Source organism: Aliiglaciecola sp. SL4 (genome assembly GCF_041538045.1).
GTDB lineage: Bacteria > Pseudomonadota > Gammaproteobacteria > Enterobacterales > Alteromonadaceae > Aliiglaciecola.
Genome location: NZ_JBGOSE010000003.1, coordinates 1 through 23970, shown reverse-complemented (window position 1 = coordinate 23970; position 23970 = coordinate 1). Strand labels below are relative to the sequence as shown.

The 23970-nt window shown below is 40.7% G+C and carries 25 protein-coding genes and 2 tRNA genes; 24 read left to right on the top strand and 3 right to left on the bottom strand.

What is annotated here, in order from left to right; translation table 11 throughout:
- Positions 1–238 precede the first annotated feature (238 nt).
- Entirely contained in the window at positions 239–1330 is a 1092-nt protein-coding gene (locus AB6T38_RS05485; RefSeq protein WP_372546352.1) for a 3-deoxy-7-phosphoheptulonate synthase, read from the top strand.
- 12 nt (positions 1331–1342) lie between these two features.
- The gene (gene tyrA / locus AB6T38_RS05480; protein ID WP_372546351.1) at positions 1343–2488 is read left to right on the top strand and encodes a bifunctional chorismate mutase/prephenate dehydrogenase; all 1146 of its coding nucleotides are present in this window, start codon (positions 1343–1345) and stop codon (positions 2486–2488) included.
- Between the two features lie 83 nt (positions 2489–2571).
- Here the strand turns inward: tyrA and pheA are convergent, their stop codons facing one another.
- The 3 genes from pheA to yciH form a co-directional block, all read right to left on the bottom strand.
- The gene (gene pheA, locus AB6T38_RS05475; RefSeq protein ID WP_372546350.1) at positions 2572–3753 is read right to left on the bottom strand and encodes a prephenate dehydratase; all 1182 of its coding nucleotides are present in this window, start codon (positions 3751–3753) and stop codon (positions 2572–2574) included.
- Between the two features lie 309 nt (positions 3754–4062).
- Positions 4063–4863 (bottom strand): response regulator, encoded by an 801-nt coding sequence (locus AB6T38_RS05470; RefSeq protein ID WP_372546349.1) that lies wholly within the window; start codon positions 4861–4863, stop codon positions 4063–4065.
- Between the two features lie 26 nt (positions 4864–4889).
- Positions 4890–5213, bottom strand: coding sequence for a stress response translation initiation inhibitor YciH (gene yciH, locus AB6T38_RS05465; protein ID WP_372546348.1), 324 nt, complete (start codon positions 5211–5213; stop codon positions 4890–4892).
- Between the two features lie 203 nt (positions 5214–5416).
- Here yciH and AB6T38_RS05460 point away from each other — a divergent pair, with 203 nt between their 5' ends.
- The 22 genes from AB6T38_RS05460 (at position 5417) to AB6T38_RS05355 (ending at position 23680) form a co-directional block, all read left to right on the top strand.
- A complete protein-coding gene (locus AB6T38_RS05460) occupies positions 5417–5722 on the top strand; it encodes an STAS domain-containing protein (RefSeq protein WP_372546347.1) in 306 nt (101 codons plus the stop codon).
- Positions 5723–5735: 13 nt separating this feature from the next.
- Positions 5736–7379 (top strand): SpoIIE family protein phosphatase, encoded by a 1644-nt coding sequence (locus AB6T38_RS05455; protein ID WP_372546346.1) that lies wholly within the window; start codon positions 5736–5738, stop codon positions 7377–7379.
- 3 nt (positions 7380–7382) lie between these two features.
- On the top strand, positions 7383–7835 hold the full coding sequence (locus AB6T38_RS05450; RefSeq protein ID WP_372546345.1) for an N-acetyltransferase family protein: 453 nt from the start codon (positions 7383–7385) through the stop codon (positions 7833–7835).
- Positions 7836–7974: 139 nt separating this feature from the next.
- Positions 7975–8427, top strand: coding sequence for a TerB family tellurite resistance protein (locus tag AB6T38_RS05445; RefSeq protein ID WP_372546344.1), 453 nt, complete (start codon positions 7975–7977; stop codon positions 8425–8427).
- Positions 8428–8827: 400 nt separating this feature from the next.
- Entirely contained in the window at positions 8828–9091 is a 264-nt protein-coding gene (locus AB6T38_RS05440; RefSeq protein WP_372546343.1) for a hypothetical protein, read from the top strand.
- A gap of 194 nt (positions 9092–9285) precedes the next feature.
- Entirely contained in the window at positions 9286–10692 is a 1407-nt protein-coding gene (locus tag AB6T38_RS05435) for a sensor histidine kinase (RefSeq protein ID WP_372546622.1), read from the top strand.
- Complete coding sequence (locus AB6T38_RS05430; protein ID WP_372546342.1) at positions 10689–11261, top strand: hypothetical protein; 573 nt, start codon at positions 10689–10691, stop codon at positions 11259–11261. Before AB6T38_RS05435 ends, AB6T38_RS05430 begins: the two co-directional genes overlap by 4 nt.
- Positions 11258–12613 (top strand): sigma 54-interacting transcriptional regulator, encoded by a 1356-nt coding sequence (locus AB6T38_RS05425; protein ID WP_372546341.1) that lies wholly within the window; start codon positions 11258–11260, stop codon positions 12611–12613. The genes AB6T38_RS05430 and AB6T38_RS05425 overlap by 4 nt, the downstream gene beginning before the upstream one ends.
- Positions 12614–12901: 288 nt before the next feature.
- Positions 12902–14668 carry an aspartate--tRNA ligase gene (gene aspS, locus AB6T38_RS05420; protein ID WP_372546340.1) on the top strand — a complete coding sequence of 589 codons (1767 nt, stop codon included), beginning with the start codon at positions 12902–12904 and terminating at the stop codon, positions 14666–14668.
- A 1-nt stretch (position 14669) separates the two neighbouring features.
- Positions 14670–15140, top strand: coding sequence for a dihydroneopterin triphosphate diphosphatase (nudB, locus tag AB6T38_RS05415; RefSeq protein ID WP_372546339.1), 471 nt, complete (start codon positions 14670–14672; stop codon positions 15138–15140).
- Entirely contained in the window at positions 15131–15655 is a 525-nt protein-coding gene (ruvC, locus tag AB6T38_RS05410) for a crossover junction endodeoxyribonuclease RuvC (protein ID WP_348493089.1), read from the top strand. Before nudB ends, ruvC begins: the two co-directional genes overlap by 10 nt.
- Before the next feature lie 48 nt (positions 15656–15703).
- Complete coding sequence (gene ruvA, locus AB6T38_RS05405; protein ID WP_348493090.1) at positions 15704–16327, top strand: Holliday junction branch migration protein RuvA; 624 nt, start codon at positions 15704–15706, stop codon at positions 16325–16327.
- Between the two features lie 155 nt (positions 16328–16482).
- Positions 16483–17493: a Holliday junction branch migration DNA helicase RuvB gene (ruvB, locus tag AB6T38_RS05400; protein WP_348493091.1), complete on the top strand. Its 1011-nt coding sequence runs from the start codon at positions 16483–16485 to the stop codon at positions 17491–17493.
- Positions 17494–18037: 544 nt separating this feature from the next.
- Positions 18038–18448 carry a tol-pal system-associated acyl-CoA thioesterase gene (ybgC, locus tag AB6T38_RS05395; protein ID WP_372546338.1) on the top strand — a complete coding sequence of 137 codons (411 nt, stop codon included), beginning with the start codon at positions 18038–18040 and terminating at the stop codon, positions 18446–18448.
- Complete coding sequence (tolQ, locus tag AB6T38_RS05390; RefSeq protein ID WP_348493093.1) at positions 18438–19127, top strand: protein TolQ; 690 nt, start codon at positions 18438–18440, stop codon at positions 19125–19127. Before ybgC ends, tolQ begins: the two co-directional genes overlap by 11 nt.
- An 8-nt stretch (positions 19128–19135) precedes the next feature.
- Positions 19136–19558: a protein TolR gene (gene tolR / locus AB6T38_RS05385; protein WP_348493107.1), complete on the top strand. Its 423-nt coding sequence runs from the start codon at positions 19136–19138 to the stop codon at positions 19556–19558.
- 7 nt (positions 19559–19565) lie between these two features.
- A complete protein-coding gene (gene tolA, locus AB6T38_RS05380) occupies positions 19566–20432 on the top strand; it encodes a cell envelope integrity protein TolA (protein ID WP_372546337.1) in 867 nt (288 codons plus the stop codon).
- A 3-nt stretch (positions 20433–20435) separates the two neighbouring features.
- Positions 20436–21791: a Tol-Pal system beta propeller repeat protein TolB gene (tolB, locus tag AB6T38_RS05375; RefSeq protein ID WP_348493095.1), complete on the top strand. Its 1356-nt coding sequence runs from the start codon at positions 20436–20438 to the stop codon at positions 21789–21791.
- A 49-nt stretch (positions 21792–21840) separates the two neighbouring features.
- On the top strand, positions 21841–22407 hold the full coding sequence (pal, locus tag AB6T38_RS05370; protein WP_372546336.1) for a peptidoglycan-associated lipoprotein Pal: 567 nt from the start codon (positions 21841–21843) through the stop codon (positions 22405–22407).
- A gap of 12 nt (positions 22408–22419) precedes the next feature.
- Entirely contained in the window at positions 22420–23196 is a 777-nt protein-coding gene (ybgF, locus tag AB6T38_RS05365; RefSeq protein WP_348493097.1) for a tol-pal system protein YbgF, read from the top strand.
- Positions 23197–23432: 236 nt separating this feature from the next.
- A tRNA-Lys gene (locus AB6T38_RS05360) sits at positions 23433–23508 on the top strand.
- 96 nt (positions 23509–23604) lie between these two features.
- Positions 23605–23680: transfer RNA gene (locus AB6T38_RS05355), tRNA-Lys, on the top strand.
- The last annotated feature ends 290 nt before the right edge of the window (positions 23681–23970 follow it).

Genomic DNA, 23970 nt, shown 5'->3' with positions numbered 1-23970 from the left:
AACTTTAGATTGGTCGCACTATCCCATAATGTACTATTTACCGATGATTTCAGGCTTATCGTACAGCAAACGACCGAAATTGCTGGTTTTGGTAAAATCAGGTTGCACTCGCAATTAAACGCTGGTAAAAAGTCAAGCCTGTTTCGAAAATTGATGTATTTACAGGTGTATTTAAATGTTTACATTGGTTTTGGGGTTCAATTTTAGCGTTTTTAGATGTAGGTAAACAAAGATAGTTATGCATAAAGATTTAGTAAATAATGTACACGTCAGTGCTGAAGACGTATTAGTAACACCAGAGCAATTGGCTAAGCAGCTACCAGTTAGCGAAAAAGCCCTCAAAGCTATTGAAGATTCTCGTGGAATTATAAGTGATATTATCCATCGAAAAGATCACCGCCTTTTAGTGATTTCAGGCCCGTGTTCAATTCATGACATTGAATCAGCTAAAGAATATGCGCTTAAGCTCAAAGAGTTGCATGAGTCGTGTAAAGACACCTTGTTTATTGTTATGCGTGTTTATTTCGAGAAGCCAAGAACCACGGTAGGTTGGAAAGGCATGATCAATGACCCTGCATTAGATGGCACCTTTAATATAGAAGCTGGACTGCGTAAAGCTCGAGAACTGTTAATTTGGTTGGCTGAACTTGAGATCCCACTTGCTACAGAAGCTTTAGATCCTATTAGCCCTCAGTATTTAGCTGAACTTTTTAGCTGGTCTGCAATTGGAGCCAGAACGTCTGAATCACAAACACACAGAGAGATGGCAAGTGGCTTATCAATGCCTGTTGGTTTCAAAAATGGTACTGACGGTAGTTTAGATATCGCTATTAACGCTTTGCAATCAGCAGCCTCTGGTCATAGCTTTATGGGAATAAACAAGCAAGGCCAAGTGAGTGTAATTAAAACCCAAGGTAATCCCGACGGTCACATTATCTTACGTGGCGGTAAACAACCTAATTACGACTCAGTGTGTGTATCTGAGTGTGAAATTGAACTCCAGAAATCAAATTTACATGCAGGTTTAGTGGTGGATTGTAGTCATGCCAATTCAAGCAAAGATTATCGCCGGCAGCCACTTGTTGCAAAAAATGTGGTGAATCAGATTTTAGAAGGTAATCAGTCGATTATCGGTATTATGCTAGAGAGTCATTTAAATGCGGGTAATCAAAAAAGTGACGGCAAGCTACCGAGTGAGCTAGACTATGGCATCTCCATTACCGATGGTTGTATTGGTTGGGAAGATACCGAAAATTTGATAAACCAATCCAGAGAAAAGCTCATTACGGTATTGCCAATGAGATTAAATAAATTTAAAGATTCTGCTTAAGGTAAAACTAGCATGCCAGATACCCCGATTTCCCTTGATGAATTACGCGAAAAAATTGACAAGTTGGATAGCCAATTGGTCGATATTTTGGCTCAAAGAGCCAAGTTAACAACTCAAGTTGGCGAATTTAAGAGTCGTACTGGTATGCCTATTTATGTTCCTAGCCGAGAAGCTGAGCTCATTGCTAAACGTAGAGATGAAGCGCAGGAAAAAGGGGTACCTCCCAATTTAATTGAAGATTTGTTGCGCCGGATTATGCGTGAGTCATACCAGACCCAGAATAATCAATATTTGTGCAAAGGTCCTGATATTAAAAAGATTGTGGTTGTTGGTGGTGCAGGGGCATTAGGCAGAATTTTTGTTGATATGTTTACTCGCAGTGGATACGAAGTCACTGTTTTAGAACAAAACGACTGGCCAAATGCTGCCACTATTTTAGCCAACAGTGATTTGGTCTTAGTGGCCGTACCGATTAAGTTAACTGAGTCCATCATAACTAAGCTGGGTCCATTATTGCCGCAAAATGCAATTTTGGCAGATGTGACAAGTACTAAGCTCAATCCTTTAAAAACCATGATGGCGTGTCATCAAGGGCCAGTGGTTGGCTTGCACCCTATGTTTGGCCCAGACGTACAAAGTTTAGTTAAACAGGTAGTGGTGGTTTGTGACGGCAGACAGCCTGAAACTTATCAATGGCTGGTTGAACAAATCAAAACCTGGGGAGCTATCGTTCATGAGAGCACCGCTAAAGAGCATGATGATGCAATGGCATTTATTCAGGTAATGCGCCACTTTAGTAGCTTTGTGTATGGTGCGCACTTGGCGGGTGAAGATCCCGATCTTAATCAGTTAGTCGCATTTAGTTCGCCAATTTATCGACTTGAGCTAGGTATGGTGGGTCGATTGTTTGCACAAGACCCCGAGTTATACGCAGACATAATTTTTACTAATGCTGAAAGTATCGGTTTACTTAAACGCTTTCGAGACCGGTTTGATGATGCACTCGCGCTTTTGGAAAAAGGCGATAAAGGTGAGTTTGTAAAACAGTTTTTCACGATCGGACATTGGTTTGGTCCCTATGCTAAACAGTGTTTAGTTAGCAGTAAAAAATTATTGTTAAAAGCTGACGACGACAGGGTTATGGATGTAAATTCTTAAACACTTTTGAGTTATCGCAAAAACGAACATATTAATAAGCCCCTAAAGAAGGGGCTTTTTGTATTTTTAAAGGCAGAAGAGGTTTAAGCTGTTAAAGCATTTACTGCAGCCACCTTAGTGGCATTGATTTCTTCGTTGGGGTAACAACCAAGTACTTTAAAGTATCGAGTAGTCGCCGCCAACTCTTCCAAGGCTTTTTGCATAGGACCGTCTTGTACGTTTCCTTCTACATCGATATAAAACATCTCTTCCCATGGATTGCCATTAATTGGGCGAGACTCTAGTTTGGTCATATTAATTTGGTTATTTTTAATAATCAGCAGTGCATCTACCAACGCGCCTGATTTTTGCACTGTAGACATGACTAAGGTTGTTTTAGCAGGGACTTGTAAGGGAACTTTTGCTGCATTTCTGGCTACCACAATAAACCGACTATGGTTTTCTTGCTGATTAGCGAGATTTGATTTGATTGCTGTTAGGCCGTATAGACTGCCACCTGTTTCACTGCCAATGGCAGCTACAGATTCACTGTTAATTTGATTTACCGTCAACATGGCCGCAGACGTACTTTCACAGGGTTTTACTTCGACATTGCCTAAATCTGCAAGGAAATAACTACATTGTGCAAACACTTGAGGGTGCGCATACAGCGTTTTAATTTTACTAATATCGGTGTTTTTAGCAGCCAACATAGCATGATTAATAGGATGCGTAAGCTCACCAATAATGGATAAACTAGTGTGTTGTAGCAAGTCATATACTTCGTTGATACTGCCTGAAGTGGTATTTTCAATGGGTAGAACAGCATAGTCCGCTTGGTTAGACTCCACTTTTTCAATAATTTCAGCAAAACTAGAGCAACCAATCTCTAATAATTCGTTTGCTCTTCTGGAGAAGTACTTTTGGGTCGCTAAATAGCTATAAGAGCCTTTGTCACCTAGAAATGCCACACGGCTTAGAGGTAAACGACTGCCGGGGTTGGCGCGCTCAGCGAGAAGAGCTTGTTGGTTAAGCACCGAATCTTCAATCACTACATGAAATATTTGCGTGACGTAGTGAGGATCAAGACCATACTCTTGGCCTTTTTTAATCAAGCGAATTAACAGTTCTTCTTCTCTGACATGATCTCGAACGGGAATTTGATTGCGAATTTTTGTTTCCGCAACACTATTTGTATACTGTTGGCGTTTTGCCAGCATTTCCAATAGCTCGGAGTCAAGGGCGGTAATTTGTTCTCGTAATTTTACTAGCTCTGAGGTCGACATATAATTCACTTAGTTTTAACTATAAATACAAAACCTCCAACTAAGGAGGCTTTGTCGAAGACTACTGGACTACCATAGTCACTCAATCTTAATTGAGCACACGTAATGTAGTCATGTTTTGAGTGCTTTGTTTTTAAATTCGGAATTTAATTGTTTGCTACTCAAATGGGTAAGAAAATCATTATCAAATCCAGTGAATACAGCAGATTTGATAATGGTGATATGAATCTATTAATTCACCGTAATTTTGTCAATCGCAAGTTGATATTAGATATTGCCAATTGCGTTGTTAAGTTGCTGATATACAGACTAGCTGCTTAATAAGGTTGCTAAGATTTTGCGTACTTCTTGAGCTTCAAAAGGCTTGTCACAAAGTGCATTCACACCTGTTTGCTGAATATTTGCCATGTGAGCACTATTAATTGCTTCTGACGTCACCATAATAATAGGTATGTGTGAGGTCTCAGGATTAAAACGAATGTATTCCGACAACTCACGGCCGTCCATTTCGGGCATATTATAATCGGTAACAACCAAGTCAAAAACATTGTCTTTTAAAAGGGTTAGGGCTGAAGCACCGTTTTCCGCTTCTTTAATTTTTACTAACCCAGATCCTTCCAATACTCTGCGAATATGGTTTCTTGCCAATCGACTATCATCAACTAGCAGTACTCTCACATCGTTAATATCGTATAGATCTAGCTCAAGTTCTTCGGAGTTAATTAAGTCTAAGGTTGCGTTTAAAGCCCTGGTTAAATGTATTGGTGTAAAGGGTTTAGGTAAAATAGCGGCCACGCCAGCTTGCTTAAACTCCTCTAATTTAGCGACATGGTTTTCACTGCTAACTAACATGAATGGAATTGAAGCTGTTTCTGTGTTGCTTTTAATGTATTTAATCAAATCCAGACCAGTTCCATCCTCAAAATACATTGTACTTACAACAACATCACTGCAATGAGAACGCAGGGCGCTTTTCGCTTCTGCTAGGGTAGAAACTGAATCAATAGAGCCTACATTCTCTTTAATAAGCAAAGATGAAATAATTTTTCTTTGGGTATCTGAGGGCTCTATTAAAAGAATATTGACATCGCTCAACGATAGATGGTCCATAAAATTCCTGAAGTGGTGTTGTAACGTTAACCGCCGGCAAGCTTGACAGTTAATCCTTTTTTCTCTAATAACAATTTAATTTTATCACGGTTATCGCCTTGAATTTCAATCACTCCATTTTTAACCGCACCACCTGTCCCACAGGTTTTTTTTAGTTCAGAACATAAGGTCTTTAATTCTTCTGCGGGAAGGTCTATTCCATCAATGGTTGTCATACCTTTGCCTTTTCGACCTTTGGTCTCTCGACGTATTCTGACTATCCCATCTGAACTTTTCGGTTTTTGTGGTTTTTCTGCTTGCGGCTTCAATTTGCCGATGCCCGTGCTATATACCAGGTTATTTTGTGACATATTTACGTTGCTTTAATCTAAAGATATCGTCAGTTTAGACAAAAAATGAAGCCATTAAAACCAAATCTGAAAGTTCTTCGTATTAATCAAGCAAAAAGCAATTCGCTTTGCTATTTTAGTTGGCTTTATTAAAAACAGTTGCCAAATACAATGCGTGTGCGAAAGTGTATTTAATTCAACGCTAGAAAGATTATGGAGTGACAATGAGCTTGGATACCAGTTTGGTCAACGGTAATAAAGAACTGATAATATACATGGCAGAACGATTCGATTTTGACAAAGTTCAAAAATTTCGAGACGCCTACTTATCTGCTTCTAACGACGTTAAAACAATAGTCGTAGACCTATCAAGTACAGAATATATGGATAGTTCTGCACTCGGTATGTTGCTGAATATGCAAAAGACCATGGTCGATAAAGTCAGTACTTTTAAGATCACTAATTGTCGTCCCCAAGTCGCCAAAATTTTAAAAATTTCTCGTTTTGATAAAAAATTCGAAATGAGCTAAGTGAGATACGACTTTGCGAATACTAATCGTTGATGATGAGCCTCTGAATCGATTTATGCTTCTGCATATGCTTGAGGAAGCTGGATATGCAGATTGCTTTGAAGCAGAAACCGGCAGAGAAGCCCTACAATTAGCACAACGGATTCGTCCCGACATCGTGCTTCTAGATGTGGTTATGCCAGACATGGACGGTTATGAAGTAGCGCCACTATTAAAGAAAATGGCCGGTGACATATATTTACCGGTTATTTTTATCACTGCAATGGATGATCAGGCAGCCCTTACGCGATGTCTTGAAGTTGGTGGTGATGATTTTGCCACCAAACCATTCGACAGAAATATTTTAACGGCGAAAATAAGAGCTCACGCACGCACTCGTTTACTCAGTATTCGCACCAACAAGCAAAACATGGAGTTAAACTATTTTCGCCGAGGGGTTGAGCGTGAACATGCCATTGTCGAACATATTTTTGCCAACGCTCTGACTATTAATCCTGCCACTAAAAAGTTTTTTGAGTATCGATTGGCACCTGCTAGTACTTTTAATGGTGATGTATTTTTAAGTGAACCAAGTCCCTCTGGCGGTATGTATTTTTTAATGGGCGATTTTACTGGGCACGGTTTGGCCTCGGCAGTGGGGGCGCTACCAATTGCAAGGGCGTTTCAAGCCATGTCCAGAAAAGGACTATCAGTATCTGAAATATCACAAACCCTAAATGAAATCCTCTTGTCCTTATTGCCAGAAGATATGTTTTTTGCGGCAGTAGTCGTAGAAATATCCGCTTCAGGTCAACAGTTCAGTGTTTGGAATGGCGGAATGCCTGATTTAACGATTATTACTCCCGAAGGACAAATCTCTAAACGCTTTATTTCCCTGCATATGGCCTTAGGTATACTGGAGGTTGCTGATTTTGAAGACAATATTGAATACTTCAATGCACAAATTGGTGACCGATTAATAGGCTACTCCGATGGGGTAATTGAACTGACTAATGCTGAAGAACACATGTTAGGTGATGAGGCGATACTTAGTTGGTTAGCACTTAACCCAGCAATGACCATTGCAGAAATTAGTCAACGTGCTGAAAAATTTAGAGGCAACGCAGAACAGTTAGATGACATTACGCTCATCAGTTATACCTGCCAAAATTTAACCGGTCTCACATCGAAAATAGAAATCAGTCAATTGCCTTTTCAGATTAGTGTTGAGATGCAAGTCGAGCAACTCGTGAAATTTACGCCAATTTACGACATTGTCGTTATGGTCTGTAGTCAGTTAGGGATGCAACGAGTGCGTTCTGATCTGTCAACGGTAATAAGTGAGTTGTTTATGAATTCCTTAGACCACGGTATTTTAAAATTAAACTCAGATATAAAAAAATCTACCGAAGGCTTCTTTGAGTATTTTAAAATTCGTAATCAGCGATTGAAAGAATTAAAACAGGGAGAGATTAAAATCTCCATAAACTACCAACCTAAAGATAATTTACTATCAATAACACTGACTGACTCTGGAGATGGTTTTGATTATCAAAGTCTTCAGTCAAAACAAGAATCGGATACATATGGCAGAGGGATCTCTCTAATTAAAACATTGTGCCAGAGCGTTCAGTATTTCGATAATGGACGTTCGGTCTTAGCAAAAATTAAGGTCTGAAGAGTGATAAAAATTAGACAAGCTGTAGAAACTGACATCCAAGCTATTGTGGACTTTAATCAAGCAATGGCTTGGGAGACAGAGCAAAAGAAGTTGGAAGATGAGGTTATAGGTGCTGGAGTGAGGGCACTTGTTGAAGATAACTCAAAAGGCTTTTATTTAGTCGCTGAACAGGCTGATGGCGCTATTGCTGGCAGTTTAATGGTGACCTTTGAGTGGAGTGATTGGCGCAATAGTCAATTTTGGTGGATTCAAAGTGTGTATGTACGTCCAGATAACAGACGCACAGGGATATACTCAATGTTATACGAAAAAGTAAAAGAATTAGCAGAGCAAACTCAGGGTGTTTGCGGGTTTAGACTATATGTTGAACACGATAATGTGATTGCACAGCAAACATACAAAAAGCTCGGCATGCACCCTAGTCACTATTACATGTATGAAACTGATAATTAAAATTAAATAAAAAACCAAGTCAGTGGTTTTACCTCCAGTCAGCAGGCTTAAATCTAAGTTCATTCAGCCCAATAGACTTGTTTTGCATTGGCAGAAAGTATTACTTTTTGATCGTAGGCTTTAAAAATTAGGAGTATTTATGTTTAAAGCACTAAGTGATTGGTTTCAGCAAAACTTGCAACAACCTGGTCAGGTATCAGAACAGCAAACCATTGAGCTTGCCACAGCTGTTTTGTTGTTTGAAATTATGCGGGCAGATGGCAAATTTGCTGAGTCGGAGCAGCGCACATATCAGCAAATTTTACGTACCCATTTTAACCTGAGCGATTCAGAACTAGAAAGCTTGATGAAGCTGTCTTCAGATCGCGCTAAACAAGCCGTCGATTACCACCAATTCACTCGTATCATCAATCAACACTGTAATATGCAGGAAAAACGTCAAATTTTAGAGTCATTGTGGCGCGTTGCGTACGCGGATAAACACCTCGATGTGCATGAAATAAACTTAATCAGACGAATATCAGATCTATTGCACATACCTCATAGTGAGTTCATTCAAAGTAAGCTCAAAGTCACTGATAATGCCGATTAACCCCCTGAAAATCGTCGATGTCATCAATTGAATACATACTAACTGACTGAATATTATAGTTATTTTTAAACCTTGATGGTTGGTGTTGCAAAAAGGTAACTATAAGCTCCTTATCTCTCTATTAAAATGCCTATTAAACCCCCTAACTATTTAAATTTGTTAATAAAATAAAGAGTGGCATAAAACATGTTAAAGCACTTGGGTGTAACTGTGTTAGTCGTACTGGTTCCTACGACTATTTCATGGAAGAACACAGCGAAGGTGACTTATAAATAACGGTTTTGTTATTGGCTGCGATGGCGTTTGCAACTTAATTTAAGTCATTCTGAATGCGTTTACCGCATTGCATGGCATGGATGCCACTTCCTTTTCGCTAAACAGTTCAAATGGAGATTGTAGTATGAAAAAATTCGTTTTCATGGGTCTAATGTTTGCAGGTATCGTATTGTTGCAATCCATAGCAAGCAGTGAAGCCTATGCTCAATCCGATCTCATCGCCGAGATGGACTTAGATGAAGATGGCATGATTAGTATTCGAGAAGCGGTAGCTGACCCTAATTTATTGGCAGCTTTCGGTAAAATTGACAGTAATGGTGACGGTAAAATCAGTGCTGAAGAATTAAGTGAATCAAGTCTGATTAAACAAATTGATAAAAAAGCCTGATTAACAGTCAAGTATAACGACAATTAGGTTTCAAGTAATGACCTCAACATTTGATTTCTGCGGCTCTGAAACGTTATTACTCCCTAACGGAATCTTATGTTGAGGTTCTTTTAATAAACCATTATTTCTTTGGTTCATTACACGCTATTGAGATAGGATACACCAATTTGTACGAAGTAGTTTGAGGTATGAAAATGCAAATTGGTTCATTACGACAACTCACGTTAATCAGCTTTCTAATTGCGCTGATCCCCCTTGCTGTGTTGCTTTGGCACAGCCAAAGTACACTTACTAAAATGGCTCAGATAGCAGCCAGCGAAGCGCAGTTTTCAGTTACCATGGCGCGACAAATTGGTGATATGGAAAATATTGCCATCGATGTTGAACGGTTAATTCGACAATACCATGTGTTAAAAAAGCCTGAACTAAAACTCCTTACGGACAACTCCATCAATCGACTTGAAAGCAAACTGGTTAACGTCTGTGCTGAACTACCCAGTGAATATGTTTGTTCAGCTTTACAAAAACGCATTGCTTGGTTTGAAAATAATGTAGAGATTGAAGACAAACTTTTATTGGATGCGCAATTAGCCGAATTCCGCCGCTCTTTAAAAGAACTCCATGAGCAAGTAGACTCATTACTTGATGAAAGAATAAAACAGCAACAAGACTACGTCGATTCGGTACAACAGACTCAAGCATGGTCAACTGCTGTTTTAGTGACTGTTTCATTATTACTTATCATTTTTGCCAGTCAGCTAATACTCTCTCCGGTTACTAAAATTGAACGAATTATTGGGGAAATTGCCAAACAATCAGAATCCTTACCTAAGGTGTCAACCTCAGGTCCTAAAGAGTTGATTGAGGTAGAGCATAAGTTGCACTGGTTGGCGGAAAGACTAAATCAATTAGAGCATTTGCGCCATGCACTGTTGCGTCATGCCTCACATGAACTAAAAACCCCGTTAGCCAGTATCAAAGAAGGCTGTTCTTTGCTCTCGGAAAGTGTGGTTGGGCCATTAAACGAACAGCAAAAAGAAGTGGTTAGTTTATTAACCAGTAGTACGGAACGTTTGAATTTGCTTATTGAACAATTACTTGACTACAATTTGCTATTACAACAGGCTAAGCCTGTGTATGAAAAAACAGACACTAAAAGTTTGCTAGAAGCAGCATTAATTGATAACGCTTTGGCAATACAACAACATAAAAATGAAGTGAATGTTGAAAATAAAATGATAAATATAAATGTAGATCCCAATTTGTATCGACGGATTATTGATAACCTATTATCGAATGCTTTAGCCCATGGAACGGCAGGTCGACCTATAGATATTAAGCTTTATAAACAACAAGATACAGTGGTTTTAGATGTAGCTAATCGAGGCCGGAAAATCCCTCTAGAACAACGTAAACCTTTGTTCGAACCTTTCAAGCGGGGAGAACATAGACGTAATGATAGGGTCGTTGGTTCGGGTTTGGGTTTGTCCATTGTTGCGGATTGTGCACGAATGATGCATGGCACTGTTGAAATAGTTGATGTCGATTATGCAGATGTCTGCATGCGCGTAAGTCTGCCGCAAAACGAGGTAGCGGCATGAATAAATTAAAACTTGTTATTATAGGCTGTTTAGTTAGCTTAACCGGATGTGAGGTTATTTCCGAGAAAGCTGCACCGGTAGAACCTGTTTTTGTTCCCGTGGAAAATGAATTTTGCCTATTCAAAATGGATACAGCTGTTGAGCACAATTGTGATTTGACCTATTGGTTGGATTTTTGGGTGAAGCATGACGGACTGTCTTGGACAGAACGAAAAGAGCGGATAAATCAGCTTGGCGAGACACAGGCAGAGTTAATGAAAAAAGTGCTATTGAGTCAAGGTAAGGGAACCCCTTATCAAAATAGACTAAGAGCACAAGGCTGGGCAGATGAGTTAACTCCCAACCTTACAGAACAAATGAAGCAGTTGTTTTTGGTGTTGGTATATCGACCTAGTCAAGAATTATTGGAATTTGAATCCGCGTTAACTATTTTAACGCGAATGAATACCAATCAATCGAAAGAGCTCCATGTACAACAACAAAGATTGTCTGAGCAACAACAACAAATCGACCAGTTATTAAAAATTGAGGCATCTATGATGGAGAAAAAAGAGGGAATAAACCAATGAGCAAATCTGAAACAAACGCACTACCACGTATTTTGTTAGTGGATGACGATGAAAATCTGTTGCGTTTGATGACGATCAGATTGCAAGGAGAAGGCTATCAAGTTGCAACCGCTGAAGGTGGCAAAGAAGCGCTAAAACTACTCAATACTCAAAGTTTTGATGTGGTGCTCAGTGACCTACGTATGCCTGGCTTAGACGGCCTTAGCTTATTTGAAGAAATTGTATCCCTTCGCCGTGATATTCCCGTTATTTTAATGACCGCTCACGGTACTATTCAAGATGCTGTTGAAGCTACCCAGCGCGGCGTTTTTGGCTTTTTGACTAAGCCAATTGATCATGAAGCCTTGCGAGAGTTGTTAATTAAAGCAGTGAGTCAAAGCCAAGGTGCGCAAAATGGCACTTGGAGTGAAGAAATTATTACCCGTTCCATGCAAATGGAGCAATTGCTAGATCAAGCTTTCAGAGTTGCTAAACGTGACGTTAGTGTTTTGATTAGTGGAGCCAGCGGTACAGGTAAAGAATTGCTTGCCAAAGCACTGCACAAAGCCAGTACCCGAGGAAATAAACCCTTTGTGGCTATCAACTGCGGCGCGTTACCAGAAAACTTACTCGAGTCAGAATTATTTGGTCATGCAAAAGGTGCCTTTACGGGAGCCGTGAATGAACACCAAGGTCTTTTCCGTGAAGCGGATGGCGGAACACTTTTCTTAGATGAAATAGGGGACATGCCTGTACCGTTGCAAGTCAAGTTGTTAAGGGCGTTGCAAGAACAGCAAATTCGTCCAGTGGGCAGCAGCAAACAAATTCCTATCAACGTTAGAGTAATATCCGCCACTCATAAAAATCTAGCCAAAGAGATGCAAGAGCAAAACTTCCGTGAAGATTTGTACTACCGTCTTAACGTGGTGAATTTAACCTTGCCATCATTACGCGAGCGTTCGGAAGATATTCCACTACTGGCACGCTATCTGTTAGCTAAAAGTGCCGAACGTCACGGTGTGAATGTCAGTCGTTTTTCAGATGACGCCATGCAGTTATTAGCAACAGCACCTTGGCCGGGCAATGTTAGACAACTTGTCAACGTGGTAGAACAATGTGTTGCCTTAACGCAAACTTCGGTTATTGCTTCCCATCTAGTGGAACAAGCCCTTTCAGCCTCAGAACAAAAGTGGCCAACCCTAACCGAAGCAAGGGATGCCTTTGAGCAAAACTACTTGCTAAAATTGTTAAAAATGACTGATGGAAATGTCACTCGGGCAGCAGAATTAGCCGGTCGTAATCGAACCGATATGCATAAATTAATGAAAAAACACGATTTACATTCAAGTGATTTCAAACCAGAAGTAGCCTGATGGTTTAGCAAAGAGTTTGCTTCCTCAGCCTTGAGTTGGGGAAGCGAATCCATTGGTTAATCTATTCTTTTCCCCTCAAAAGTACAAATTGCTGAAAATAGTGGTTACTGCTACTTATTTTTCACCCATTAGCTTAAAATCCCCCATAAATCTTGTTCTGAGCACTGTGCTTTGGCGCGGATTTGTTTATACTAGGCGGCTTTTCAATCCTTTCGGATTTTATCGATAATTTTTTAGTGACATGGCTTTATTTAATAATAAGTCATGTACTGGCAACAGAGGCTTTACATGCGCACAGATTATTGCGGAAACATCAACGCAAGTTTTATAGGTCAAGAAGTTACTTTATGTGGCTGGGTAAATAAACGTCGTGATTTGGGCGGTGTTATCTTCCTCGATTTACGAGATCGCGAAGGCATAGTGCAAGTTGTATATGATCCTGATTTGGAAGATGTATTTGCTACTGCAAATAGTCTGCGTAATGAATTTTGTGTCCAAATTAAAGGTTTGGTTCGCAGTCGTCCAGAAGGTCAAATCAATAAAGACATGTCTACTGGTGAGATTGAAATATTAGGTAAGGGACTCACCATACTTAATAAATCTGCTGCTCTGCCGTTAGATTGGAATCAAGAAAACTCTGAAGAGCAACGTTTAAAATACCGTTACTTAGATTTGCGTCGTCCGGTTATGAGCGACCGTTTGAAGTTTCGAGCTAAAGTCACCAGCGCAGTAAGAAGCTACTTAGAAAACGATGGTTTCCTCGATATTGAAACACCAATTCTTACCAAAGCAACACCGGAAGGGGCACGTGATTACCTAGTGCCAAGTCGGACTCACAAAGGTGAGTTTTTCGCGTTGCCGCAATCTCCACAATTGTTTAAACAATTGTTAATGATGTCCGGTATGGATCGTTATTATCAAATCGTTAAGTGTTTCCGAGATGAAGACTTACGCGCGGATCGTCAGCCCGAATTTACCCAAATTGATATTGAAACCACTTTCCTTGATGCCTCAGGGGTAATGTCGATTACTGAAGGCTTGATCAAAGATTTGTTCCAAAAAATGTTAAATGTTGATCTGGGTGAGTTTCCACATATGACCTTTGCTGATGCAATGCGTCGTTTTGGTAGCGATAAGCCAGATTTACGTAACCCCCTTGAGTTGGTTGACGTTGCTGATTTAGTCAAAGACGTTGAGTTTAAAGTTTTCGCTGGACCTGCCAATGATCCCAAAGGTAGAGTCGCGGTAATTCGAGTACCAGGTGGCGCAGCGTTATCCCGCAAAAACATCGATAACTACGGTAGTTTTGTCGGCATTTACGGTGCTAAAGGTTTAGCCTGGATGAAGGTCAATGATCTGTCTGCAGGTATGGAAGGCTTACAGTCACCTATCTTAAAATTCCTAAGCGAAAACGTAGCTATGGGTATCGTAAAACGTTGCGGTGCTGTTGATGGTGATATTATTTTGTTTGGTGCGGACAGTGCCAATGTTGTCACTGAAGCCCTAGGCGCGTTGCGCTTGAAGTTGGGTGAAGACCTTGACCTTCTAGAAGGTGAATGGAAACCATTGTGGGTTGTTGACTTCCCCATGTTTGAAGAGGTTGATGGCGATTTCCATGCGTTACATCACCCATTCACAGCTCCCCGTGACATGACACCTGCTGAACTAGCAGCTAACCCTGCCAATGCCATTTCAAATGCCTACGATATGGTTCTAAACGGTGTTGAGCTAGGTGGTGGTTCGGTACGTATCCATGACCAAGCTATGCAGTCTGAAGTATTCCGTTTGTTGGGGATCACAGCAGAAGAAGCGGAGCTAAAATTCGGTTTCTTGTTGGAAGCCCTTAAATTTGGTGCACCACCTCACGCAGGCCTTGCTTTTGGTTTAGACCGCTTAGTGATGCTAATGACAGGTGCTACGTCAATTCGAGACGTGATGGCGTTCCCGAAAACAACCACAGCTGCTTGTCCACTAACGGATGCACCATCTGAAGCTAACCCTGTGCAATTGAAAGAATTATCTATCGCAACGGTTATCGACAAAAAAGCCGATTAATATGGCGTTTAAACGTCCAGAATCAGCGTTAGTTGTCATCTTTGACGCGGCCGCAAATGTACTTGTAATGCAGCGTCAAGATGACCCTAACTTCTGGCAGAGCGTGACAGGTACCCTTGAACCCGGTGAATTGCCGTTACAAACCGCTATTCGAGAAGTGGAAGAAGAAACCGGCATTAACATCGCTCTGAACAAGCTAGAGCTGGTGGATTGTCGAAGTGTCAATCAATATCCTATTCGCGATATTTGGCAGCATCGTTATCCACCTAATTGCCCCTTCAATACGGAACATGTGTTTGCCTTGAAAGTACAAGGTAATGAAACCATTACTCTCACCGAACACCTAGCATATCAATGGCTGCCGAAAAAGTTGGCAATGGAAAAAGTCTGGTCACCAACGAATAAAGTTGCCATTGAAAAATTCGTACCTAATACTCTGTTATCTGACGATGAGGAACAAAGATGTCCATAATCCTTGGAATCGATCCCGGTTCGCGGATAACAGGTTATGGGGTAATTAAACAAACCGGCAATACTTTTAGTTACCTTGGCAGCGGTTGTATCCGAGTCCAAGGTGACGAACTCGCCCCAAGACTGAATCAAATATACAAAGGTGTTACTGAAATTATTTGTCAGTTTCAACCGCAGTTTTTCGCTATAGAGCAAGTTTTCATGGCGAAAAACCCAGATTCAGCCTTAAAACTTGGGCAGGCTCGTGGCGCGGCCATAGTGGCAGCGACCAACGCCGAGTTACCTGTGTCTGAGTATTCAGCAAGACAAATCAAGCAAAGTGTTGTGGGCAAGGGTAGCGCTGAAAAAACGCAAGTTCAGCATATGGTCACTTATTTACTTAAACTTAGTAAAACTCCGCAGGCTGATGCCGCTGATGCTCTAGCCGTGGCATTGTGTCATGGACATAGTTACCAAACGTTAATTAAACTTGCTGGTAAGGCGAGTAAAACCGTGCGTGGTAGATTGCGGAAATAAGCTTTCCGGTATACCCAATTTTAACCTTCAGCATTATAGGATGTATTTATGATCGGCTTAATTCGAGGCCAGCTATTAGAAAAGCAACCCCCTGAGATTCTTATTGAAGCGGGTGGCATCGGTTACGAGGTGCAATTGCCCATGACCAGCTTTTATCAGTTGCCAGAAATTGGTCATGAAGCAACAGTGTATATTCATTTTGTGGTGCGTGAAGATGCCCAATTGCTGTTTGGTTTCGCGGACAAATCGGAACGCGCTTTATTTCGAGAATTAATAAAAGTTAATGGCGTTGGTCCTAAATTAGCCCTGACTATTCTGTCTGGAATGTCGGCTTCACAGTTTATTCAGTGTGTTAGTCATGATGATTATTCCGGTTTGGTGAAATTACCAGGTGTGGGTAAAAAGACTGCGGAAAGGCTTGTGGTTGAAATGCGTGACCGCCTTAAAAAGCTCGAAGAGCAGGGCGATGGCAAACATCATTTACCGCCCATGCAAGTAGAAACCCTGCAGGACACATTAGTCAAACCCACTGATGTAAAAGAAGATGCGTTAAGTGCAATGGTGGCTTTAGGGTATAAACCAGCACAAGCGGCAAAAACCATCAATTCAGTCTATCACCAGGATATCAGCAGTGAAGAGCTTATCCGTGAAGCTTTGCGTTCAATGGTTTAACCTAAGCGTCACAAACTAGACTGTACAGATATACGGTTTTACTGTATAAAAAAACACTGTTGGATAGTGAGGTTTAGGTGCTTGCAAAAAATGTTTTATTTGCGCGCTCATTACTCTTTTTACTCTAAGTTAGACATTAACCAGAAGACACATTCATGATTGAAGCTGATCGACTCATTCACCCCACGGCAGATATTGAAGATGAAGCCGTGGATCGTGCAATACGCCCCAAATTACTGGCTGACTACACCGGCCAAGATCATGTCTGTAAACAAATGGATATTTTTATTCAGGCGGCCAGAAATCGTAGTGATGCGTTAGATCATTTACTTATTTTTGGCCCCCCAGGTTTAGGTAAAACCACGCTGGCTAATATTGTTGCCAACGAAATGGGCGTAAATATAAAAACCACGTCAGGGCCGGTATTGGAAAAGGCAGGTGATCTAGCCGCTTTGCTAACCAACTTAGAAGAAAATGATGTACTGTTTATCGATGAAATTCATCGTTTAAGTCCAGTGGTGGAAGAGGTCTTGTATCCCGCCATGGAGGATTATCAGTTAGATATTATGATTGGTGAGGGTCCAGCTGCTCGCTCAATTAAGTTAGATCTTCCGCCCTTTACTTTAGTTGGTGCGACTACCCGAGCGGGCTCGTTAACCTCTCCTTTACGTGACCGATTTGGCATCGTCCAACGTCTGGAGTTTTATAGCCTAAAAGATCTCACCCAAATTGTTACCCGTTCAGCAAAATATTTAAACCTGAACATCAATGAACAAGGGGCAGTGGAAATTGCCAGACGTTCAAGAGGCACGCCGCGTATCTCCAACCGTTTACTGCGCAGGGTTCGAGATTTTGCTGAAGTTAAAGCCGACGGTGATATATCTGAAACTGTTGCTGCAGAAGCGTTAGATATGCTTGATGTGGATAAAGAAGGTTTTGATTACATGGATCGCAAGTTGCTGATGACCATTATTGATAAATTTATGGGTGGGCCAGTGGGCTTAGACAATTTAGCCGCTGCAATTGGTGAAGAAAAAGAAACCATTGAAGATGTAATTGAACCTTTTCTAATTCAACAAGGCTTTTTACAAAGAACACCAAGAGGCAGAATTGTGTCGCAACGGGCGTTCTTGCATTTTGGTAAAGACTACCAGCCTCAAAACTAAACAACAGGCAAAAAAAAAGCCCGCGAAATTCGCGGGCAAAGCAACAAGTATTTGGAAAGGAAAATTCCAGGGAACACATCTATCAATAAGCAATTGATACATTTTCTGACTACCGCTTCGAAAGTTCGTTGCGTTAGTCAAGAGAACGACGCGTATTCTATACATCGAAAAATAATCCACAATTGAAAAAAATTGAAGTTTCAGATTAGTTAAACTAATGAATAAAATTTATGTTATTTTTACGCTGAGCTTTTAAGCCCTTTAAATAAGTGAGGGGTTGGGTCTATCTAAATTTATAATTGGATAAATTATAATTAATTGGATTAACAAAACTAGTGTAAAAATTGAGTTTTATGCCGAACTTATGCATGCTTATTAAAAGATCAAACCTGTTTTTAATGGGCTGAAGCCTTAAATTCGCTATTTATCATTATAAAAATGGTTTTAACTAATACATAATTATGCGATTTGTTGTGTTTAAATGGAATTATTTCCAAGACGATTGGACTAAGCATAAGCGCTATTTACAGAGGTAGAAAATTTGATGCCATTTCCCGTTCATAAATTTAAGGTTCGCGTTTACTACGAAGATACAGACGCAGGTGGTATCGTATATTATGCTAATTATTTAAAGTTTTTAGAGCGTGCCAGAACGGAGTGGTTGAGAAGTTTTGGTATAGAACAACATAGTCTTTTGGAACAATCCGTGGGTTTTGTCGTCAAACGGGTGGAAATGGACAATATTGCAGCTGCAAGATTCGATGATTTATTGCAAGTTAATACGCAAATAATTGAATTGAAACGTGCTAGCATGTTGTTCCAACAACAAATAACAAATTCAAACAACTTAAGTTTGGTTAGTGCGAAAATCAGGGTTGCTTGTGTGGATCTTCAGAAAATGAAACCCATAGCAATACCTGCGTTCATTGTAGGGGAAATCTCAAGTGTCATCTAATTTGTCATTCTTTGACCTGTTTTTACAGGCAAGTCTTTTAGTTCAGCTGGTCATGTTATTATTATTGGCAACATCTGTTGTGTCTTGGGCATTCATTTTCCAACGGATTAAAGTGCTTAAACAGGCAAAAACAGAAACCAAAAAGTTTGAAGATAAGTTTTGGTCTGGTGTGGATTTAAATAAACTTTACCAAGAGCTTTCTGCTCGCCAATCAGTGCAAGGTATGGGGAGCTTGTTTTGTGCCGGTTTCAAAGAGTTTGTGCGTTTACGTAAAGCAAGCGGAAGCTCTACCGAAGCAACCATGGAAGGAACTTATCGTGCCATGCGTGTTTCGTTATCTCGTGAGGTTGATCATCTAGAAGCTAACCTATCATTTCTTGCAACAGCAGGTTCTATCAGTCCTTACATTGGTTTATTCGGCACTGTATGGGGAATTATGAACTCGTTTATTGCACTAGGTGAAGTTCAACAAGCTACTTTAGCGATGGTTGCACCGGGAATTGCAGAAGCACTAATTGCAACTGCAATGGGCTTATTTGCCGCGATACCCTCGGTTATTGCCTATAACCGCTTTAGCAATCAAGTAGAAAAATTAGAAAACAGTTATGGTAATTTTATGGAAGAGTTTTCCAGTATCCTCCATCGTCAGACACTGTCGCAACGCGTTGAGAGTGTTTAACCATGGTTGTGTACGAACGTAAACGACGACGTCCAGTCTCCGAAATAAACGTTGTTCCTTACATCGACGTTATGTTGGTACTGTTGATAATCTTTATGGTGACCGCACCGCTGGTGACACAAGGGGTAAAAGTTGATTTACCAAAAGCTGAGGCTGAGTCGTTACAAGATGACTCTAAACCGCCGATTATTGCATCGGTAAATGCTGATGGTGAATACTTCATAAATGTTGGAGACAACCAAGAAGATCCTATGTCTGCCACAGATTTGGCGGTGATTGTTGCCCAGCAAATTAAAAAAGAGCCGACCACTCCTGTTGTAGTTAAAGGTGACGGTGCAGTGCCTTATGCCAATGTTGTACAGCTAATGGTGCTGTTGCAGCGTGCAGGTGTGCCATCTGTTGGTTTAATGACCGAGTCTCCAGAACCATAGGCTTTGCATGTTTAAGTTAAGTCCTATTGCTACCTCTATTGTTTTACATATTCTGTTAGGCGGATTGCTGGCCATAAGTGTCGACTTCCATTCGCCGCCTAAACAAATTGATTTAAGTACAGCTAACTTCACCCCAATTGAAGCCACTGTGATTGATCAAAAAGCGGTGAATGACCAGCTCAAACGAATTGAGCAGAAAAAAGAAGCTGAAAAACAAAAAGAATTGCAAAAAATACGCGATGCGCAAAGACGCAAAGCAGAAGCTGAACAACGTAAGCGAGATCTCGCGGCAAAAGAGAAAAAACGCAAGGAAGATGCGAAGCGTCAAAAACAAGCTGCGGCGGAAGCCAAGAAAAAGAAACGTTTAGCCGAAGAAAAAGCCCGTAAAGATGCCGAGCAGAAAAAACAACGGGAATTGGAACGTAAAGCCGCAGAACAAAGAGAACGAAAGGCCAGAGAAAAACGCGAAAAAGAAGAGCGTGCGAAACAAGAGGCCGAGCGGAAAAAACGTGAACAAGCTGAATTGCGTGAACAGGAACGATTAATGCAAGAGCAGCTAGAGTTGGAGCAAGCTTCGCGAAATCAGCAGAGACAACGTCAGGTGTTATCAGAAACTGAGAAATATACAGCCTTGATTAATGCCAAAATTGATCAAAACACCTACAAAGATGATTCGATGAAAGGTAAGTCATGCAGAATTAATATTCGCTTGTCTTCATCTGGATTTGTGATTCAGATCCGTACTTTAGGTGGCGACAAAGTTGTCTGTGTGGCAGGTGAACAAGCAATTCGAAGGGCTGGAGAGCTACCTATGTCTTCAGATCCACAGGTTTACAATAATCTAAAAGATATAACTATTAACTTTGGTTTTTAATGAATGAATAAAATAAACACTATTTTACTATCGCTCTTTTTTATCTGTTTCTCATTGGAGTCACATGCAACTTTAGAAATATATATTACCGAAGGGGTTAATAATGCCCGTCCGGTTGGGATTGTGCCCTTTCATGTTTCCCCCGGAACTGTGCTACCTAGTAGCATTGATGAAGTGGTTGCCGCAGATTTAACTCGTAGTGGTAAATTTTTAGCGTTAAGTCGTCAGCAAATGCCACAGTTGCCCAAATCCGATAGCGAAGTGGATTACAGTGAATGGGCTGCAGCTGGCGCGGAAGCGGTACTTATCGGCCACGTTCAACAACAAGCGGCTGATGAATTTAAAGTGAGTTTGCAATTATTAGACGTGATACGCGGGCAAATAACCGGTGGCCAAACGCAAATGATGAGCAATGGTCAAATGGTTACTAACCGTGATCATGTATTGGATGAATGGAGTTGGGTGATCAGTGGTGACGAATTTCGTCAGTATGCTCATCGTATTAGTGACATCGTGTATGAGAAGCTCACTGGCGAAAAGGGCGCATTTCTGACGCAAATTGCATACATAATTGTCAGAGATTCAGAAACAGAAGCTAAACCCTTTCAGTTAATCGTGGCCGATTATGACGGCAAAAATGAAAATATTTTGTTGCGCTCCAATGAGCCGCTAATGTCACCCTCTTGGTCTCCAGATGGCAGAAAACTAGCCTATGTTTCTTTTGAGAACAAGAAGCCGCAAATCTTCATTCAAGATATCTACACGGGCAGTCGAACAATGATTACTGACTTTCCTGGCATAAATGGTGCACCGACATTTTCACCAGATGGAAATCAGTTAGCGATGGTATTGTCTAAAGATGGCAATCCAGAAATTTACGTGATGAATCTTGCCTCTAAGCGACTACGTCAGATTACCCGTAATCGTGCAATTGATACTGAGCCAAGTTGGTCTCCAGATGGTAAACATTTGATTTTTAGTTCAGAACGGGGTGGTAAACCTCAGATTTATCGAGTAAATTTAGCTACAGGTAAGACGCGAAGGGTGACTTTTGAGGGAGATATGAACCTTGGGGGAACCTACACACCAGATGGCACACAAATGGTCATGGTGAATCGTACCCGCGGAAACTACCATATAGCTAAGCAAGGCGTAGACTCAGGCGATATGTTGGTGTTAACTAAGACATTTTTAGATGAATCACCAAGTCTTGCACCGAATGGCAGTATGATAATCTACAGTACTTTGCACGAAGGAAGACAAGTATTATCATTAGTGTCACTTGATGGACGATTTAAGGCAAGGCTGCCGGTGTCAGAAGGGCAGGTTAAGTCACCTAGCTGGTCACCATTTTTGTAACATAAACTAAAAACTGTTAGAAATTTCGAAAACGAGAAGGAATAACGAAATGCAACTTAAGAAAGTATTTAAAGGTTTTGTGATTGCACTGCCATTGGTGACCGTTATGGCGTGTACTACAACAGATAATGGTGTAGATGAAGCAGCAGCTAAAGAAGCAGCGGCAGCGCAAGCAGCAGCTGACCAAGCAGCAAGAGAAGCCGAAGCTGAAAAAGCCGAAATCATGGCTATGCAACAACGCGAGAAAATGGCCGCTGAACAGCGCGCTAAAGACATCGCTACACTTGAGCAAGATCAAGTAGTCTACTTCGATTTTGACACCTCAAATTTAACCTCTTCTGCACGGACTATTTTGTCTAAGCATGCTGAGTTTTTGGCATCAAACCCAGACCAATCAATTGTCATTGAAGGTCACTGTGACCGTCGCGGTACACCAGAGTATAATATCGCTCTTGGTGAAAGACGTGCTAAATCAATACAAACTTACCTGTTAAATGCTAACGTTAGTTCATCACAGATGTCTGTGGTTTCATACGGCGAAGAAAAACCTGTAGCAAATGGCACTTCTCAATCTGCTTTTGCACAAAATCGTCGTGGTGTTTTGGTATATCAATAGAATAGAGTCATTATGATTAAACGCATGAAAGCGATTAGTCTTTTACTCGTATATGGAGCCGCAGTTAATGCGGCTCCTGCGCCTGTAACAGACTTAAACGATGGATCCCTAGCTAAACGTGTCGAAGTGTTAGAACGTATTTTAGATTCACGCACAGAGATGCAGCATCGAATACAGCAACAACTAGATGAAATGCAAAACGAAGTAAGCGAAATGCGTGGCACTTTGGAATTGCATAATCATCAGCTTGAAAAGATTTTAGAAAGACAACGTGAGCTGTATTTAGAAATTGATAAGCGCATTGCCGCTGTCAGTTCTCAAACTTCTCAGCAACAAACGCAGTCGAATTCAAACTCAAATATCAATAGTTCTGTACAACAACCTCAAGTAGACATGCCAGTCACTACTAATGTGAGTGAAAGTGATGCCTATGACCGTGCAGTTAACTTAATATTGCGTGATAAGCAATATGATTTAGCGATTCCTGAGTTTCAGTCATTTATAAAAACTTACCCAAATTCCAGCTATTCAGCAAATGCCCATTATTGGTTGGGACAATTACTGTTTAACAAACAGCAATGGGAAAGTGCAGCAGAACAATTTCAAATTTTGGTGAGCGGCTATCCGGATTCATCGAAACGTGCTGATGCATTATTTAAGTTAGGAGTGGTTGAACAGCGCAGAGATAATTTGGCTAGAGCAAAACAATTGTTCGAACAAGTTTTGTCTGAATATCCAGATTCTGCATCTAGTCGTCTGGCAAATTCTCGTTTAAGTGCGATGAATTAATTCTCTAAAATAAAATTTAGAGTCTAATTTGAAAAATATTTTGAAATAATTTTAGGGTCGAAAACGGTATGAATCAGTAATATGTGCACATAATTTATACCGTTTTTGCCTGCCTTGCTTAGTTTTTCATCGAAAAGATAAATAGTTTAAAAATAACTTCATATTTAGGTTGCACCCACCAGATATTTGAGTATTATATGCCGCCGTTGCAGGAGGTATGCAACAAGACTGAAAGAGGGTCGTTAGCTCAGCTGGTAGAGCAGTTGACTTTTAATCAATTGGTCGCTGGTTCGAATCCAGCACGACCCACCAATTTCAGTTTAGATTAAACTATCCCCTCGGGGAGGACAGGATGTCCAAAATAATTCGGTACAACATTTACTGAATTAGTAAGAAGCTTCAATAGATGGGTCGTTAGCTCAGTTGGTAGAGCAGTTGACTTTTAATCAATTGGTCGCTGGTTCGAATCCAGCACGACCCACCATCTTATCCAAATCCTAGTAATCAAATTTCAAAAACCAAAATTCCAAACATCATGCAATTCGTGCAGGATGAGAACCAGCCCGTTCGACAAATTGTAGGGAACAATTTGTACAGCCGCAGGCTGCCCGAAGGGTGGAAGGCAGGATGCCTGGAATAAATCCAGCACGACCCACCATCTTATCCAAATCCTAGTAATCAAATTTCAAAACCCAAAATTCCAAACATCATGCAAATCGTGCAGGATGAGAACCAGCCCGTTCGACAAATTGTCGGGAACAATTTTTATTGTTT

Bases quoted from the DNA above. Each gene is read 5' to 3' on its own strand.
- AB6T38_RS05485 (WP_372546352.1), top strand. From the start codon at position 239: ATGCATAAAGATTTAGTAAATAATGTACACGTCAGTGCTGAAGACGTA.
- tyrA (WP_372546351.1), top strand. From the start codon at position 1,343: ATGCCAGATACCCCGATTTCCCTTGATGAATTACGCGAAAAAATTGAC.
- pheA (WP_372546350.1), bottom strand. From the start codon at position 3,753: ATGTCGACCTCAGAGCTAGTAAAATTACGAGAACAAATTACCGCCCTT.
- AB6T38_RS05470 (WP_372546349.1), bottom strand. From the start codon at position 4,863: ATGGACCATCTATCGTTGAGCGATGTCAATATTCTTTTAATAGAGCCC.
- yciH (WP_372546348.1), bottom strand. From the start codon at position 5,213: ATGTCACAAAATAACCTGGTATATAGCACGGGCATCGGCAAATTGAAG.
- AB6T38_RS05460 (WP_372546347.1), top strand. From the start codon at position 5,417: ATGAGCTTGGATACCAGTTTGGTCAACGGTAATAAAGAACTGATAATA.
- AB6T38_RS05445 (WP_372546344.1), top strand. From the start codon at position 7,975: ATGTTTAAAGCACTAAGTGATTGGTTTCAGCAAAACTTGCAACAACCT.
- AB6T38_RS05440 (WP_372546343.1), top strand. From the start codon at position 8,828: ATGAAAAAATTCGTTTTCATGGGTCTAATGTTTGCAGGTATCGTATTG.
- AB6T38_RS05435 (WP_372546622.1), top strand. From the start codon at position 9,286: ATGCAAATTGGTTCATTACGACAACTCACGTTAATCAGCTTTCTAATT.
- AB6T38_RS05430 (WP_372546342.1), top strand. From the start codon at position 10,689: ATGAATAAATTAAAACTTGTTATTATAGGCTGTTTAGTTAGCTTAACC.
- AB6T38_RS05425 (WP_372546341.1), top strand. From the start codon at position 11,258: ATGAGCAAATCTGAAACAAACGCACTACCACGTATTTTGTTAGTGGAT.
- aspS (WP_372546340.1), top strand. From the start codon at position 12,902: ATGCGCACAGATTATTGCGGAAACATCAACGCAAGTTTTATAGGTCAA.
- nudB (WP_372546339.1), top strand. From the start codon at position 14,670: ATGGCGTTTAAACGTCCAGAATCAGCGTTAGTTGTCATCTTTGACGCG.
- ruvC (WP_348493089.1), top strand. From the start codon at position 15,131: ATGTCCATAATCCTTGGAATCGATCCCGGTTCGCGGATAACAGGTTAT.
- ruvA (WP_348493090.1), top strand. From the start codon at position 15,704: ATGATCGGCTTAATTCGAGGCCAGCTATTAGAAAAGCAACCCCCTGAG.
- ruvB (WP_348493091.1), top strand. From the start codon at position 16,483: ATGATTGAAGCTGATCGACTCATTCACCCCACGGCAGATATTGAAGAT.
- ybgC (WP_372546338.1), top strand. From the start codon at position 18,038: ATGCCATTTCCCGTTCATAAATTTAAGGTTCGCGTTTACTACGAAGAT.
- tolA (WP_372546337.1), top strand. From the start codon at position 19,566: ATGTTTAAGTTAAGTCCTATTGCTACCTCTATTGTTTTACATATTCTG.
- tolB (WP_348493095.1), top strand. From the start codon at position 20,436: ATGAATAAAATAAACACTATTTTACTATCGCTCTTTTTTATCTGTTTC.
- pal (WP_372546336.1), top strand. From the start codon at position 21,841: ATGCAACTTAAGAAAGTATTTAAAGGTTTTGTGATTGCACTGCCATTG.
- ybgF (WP_348493097.1), top strand. From the start codon at position 22,420: ATGATTAAACGCATGAAAGCGATTAGTCTTTTACTCGTATATGGAGCC.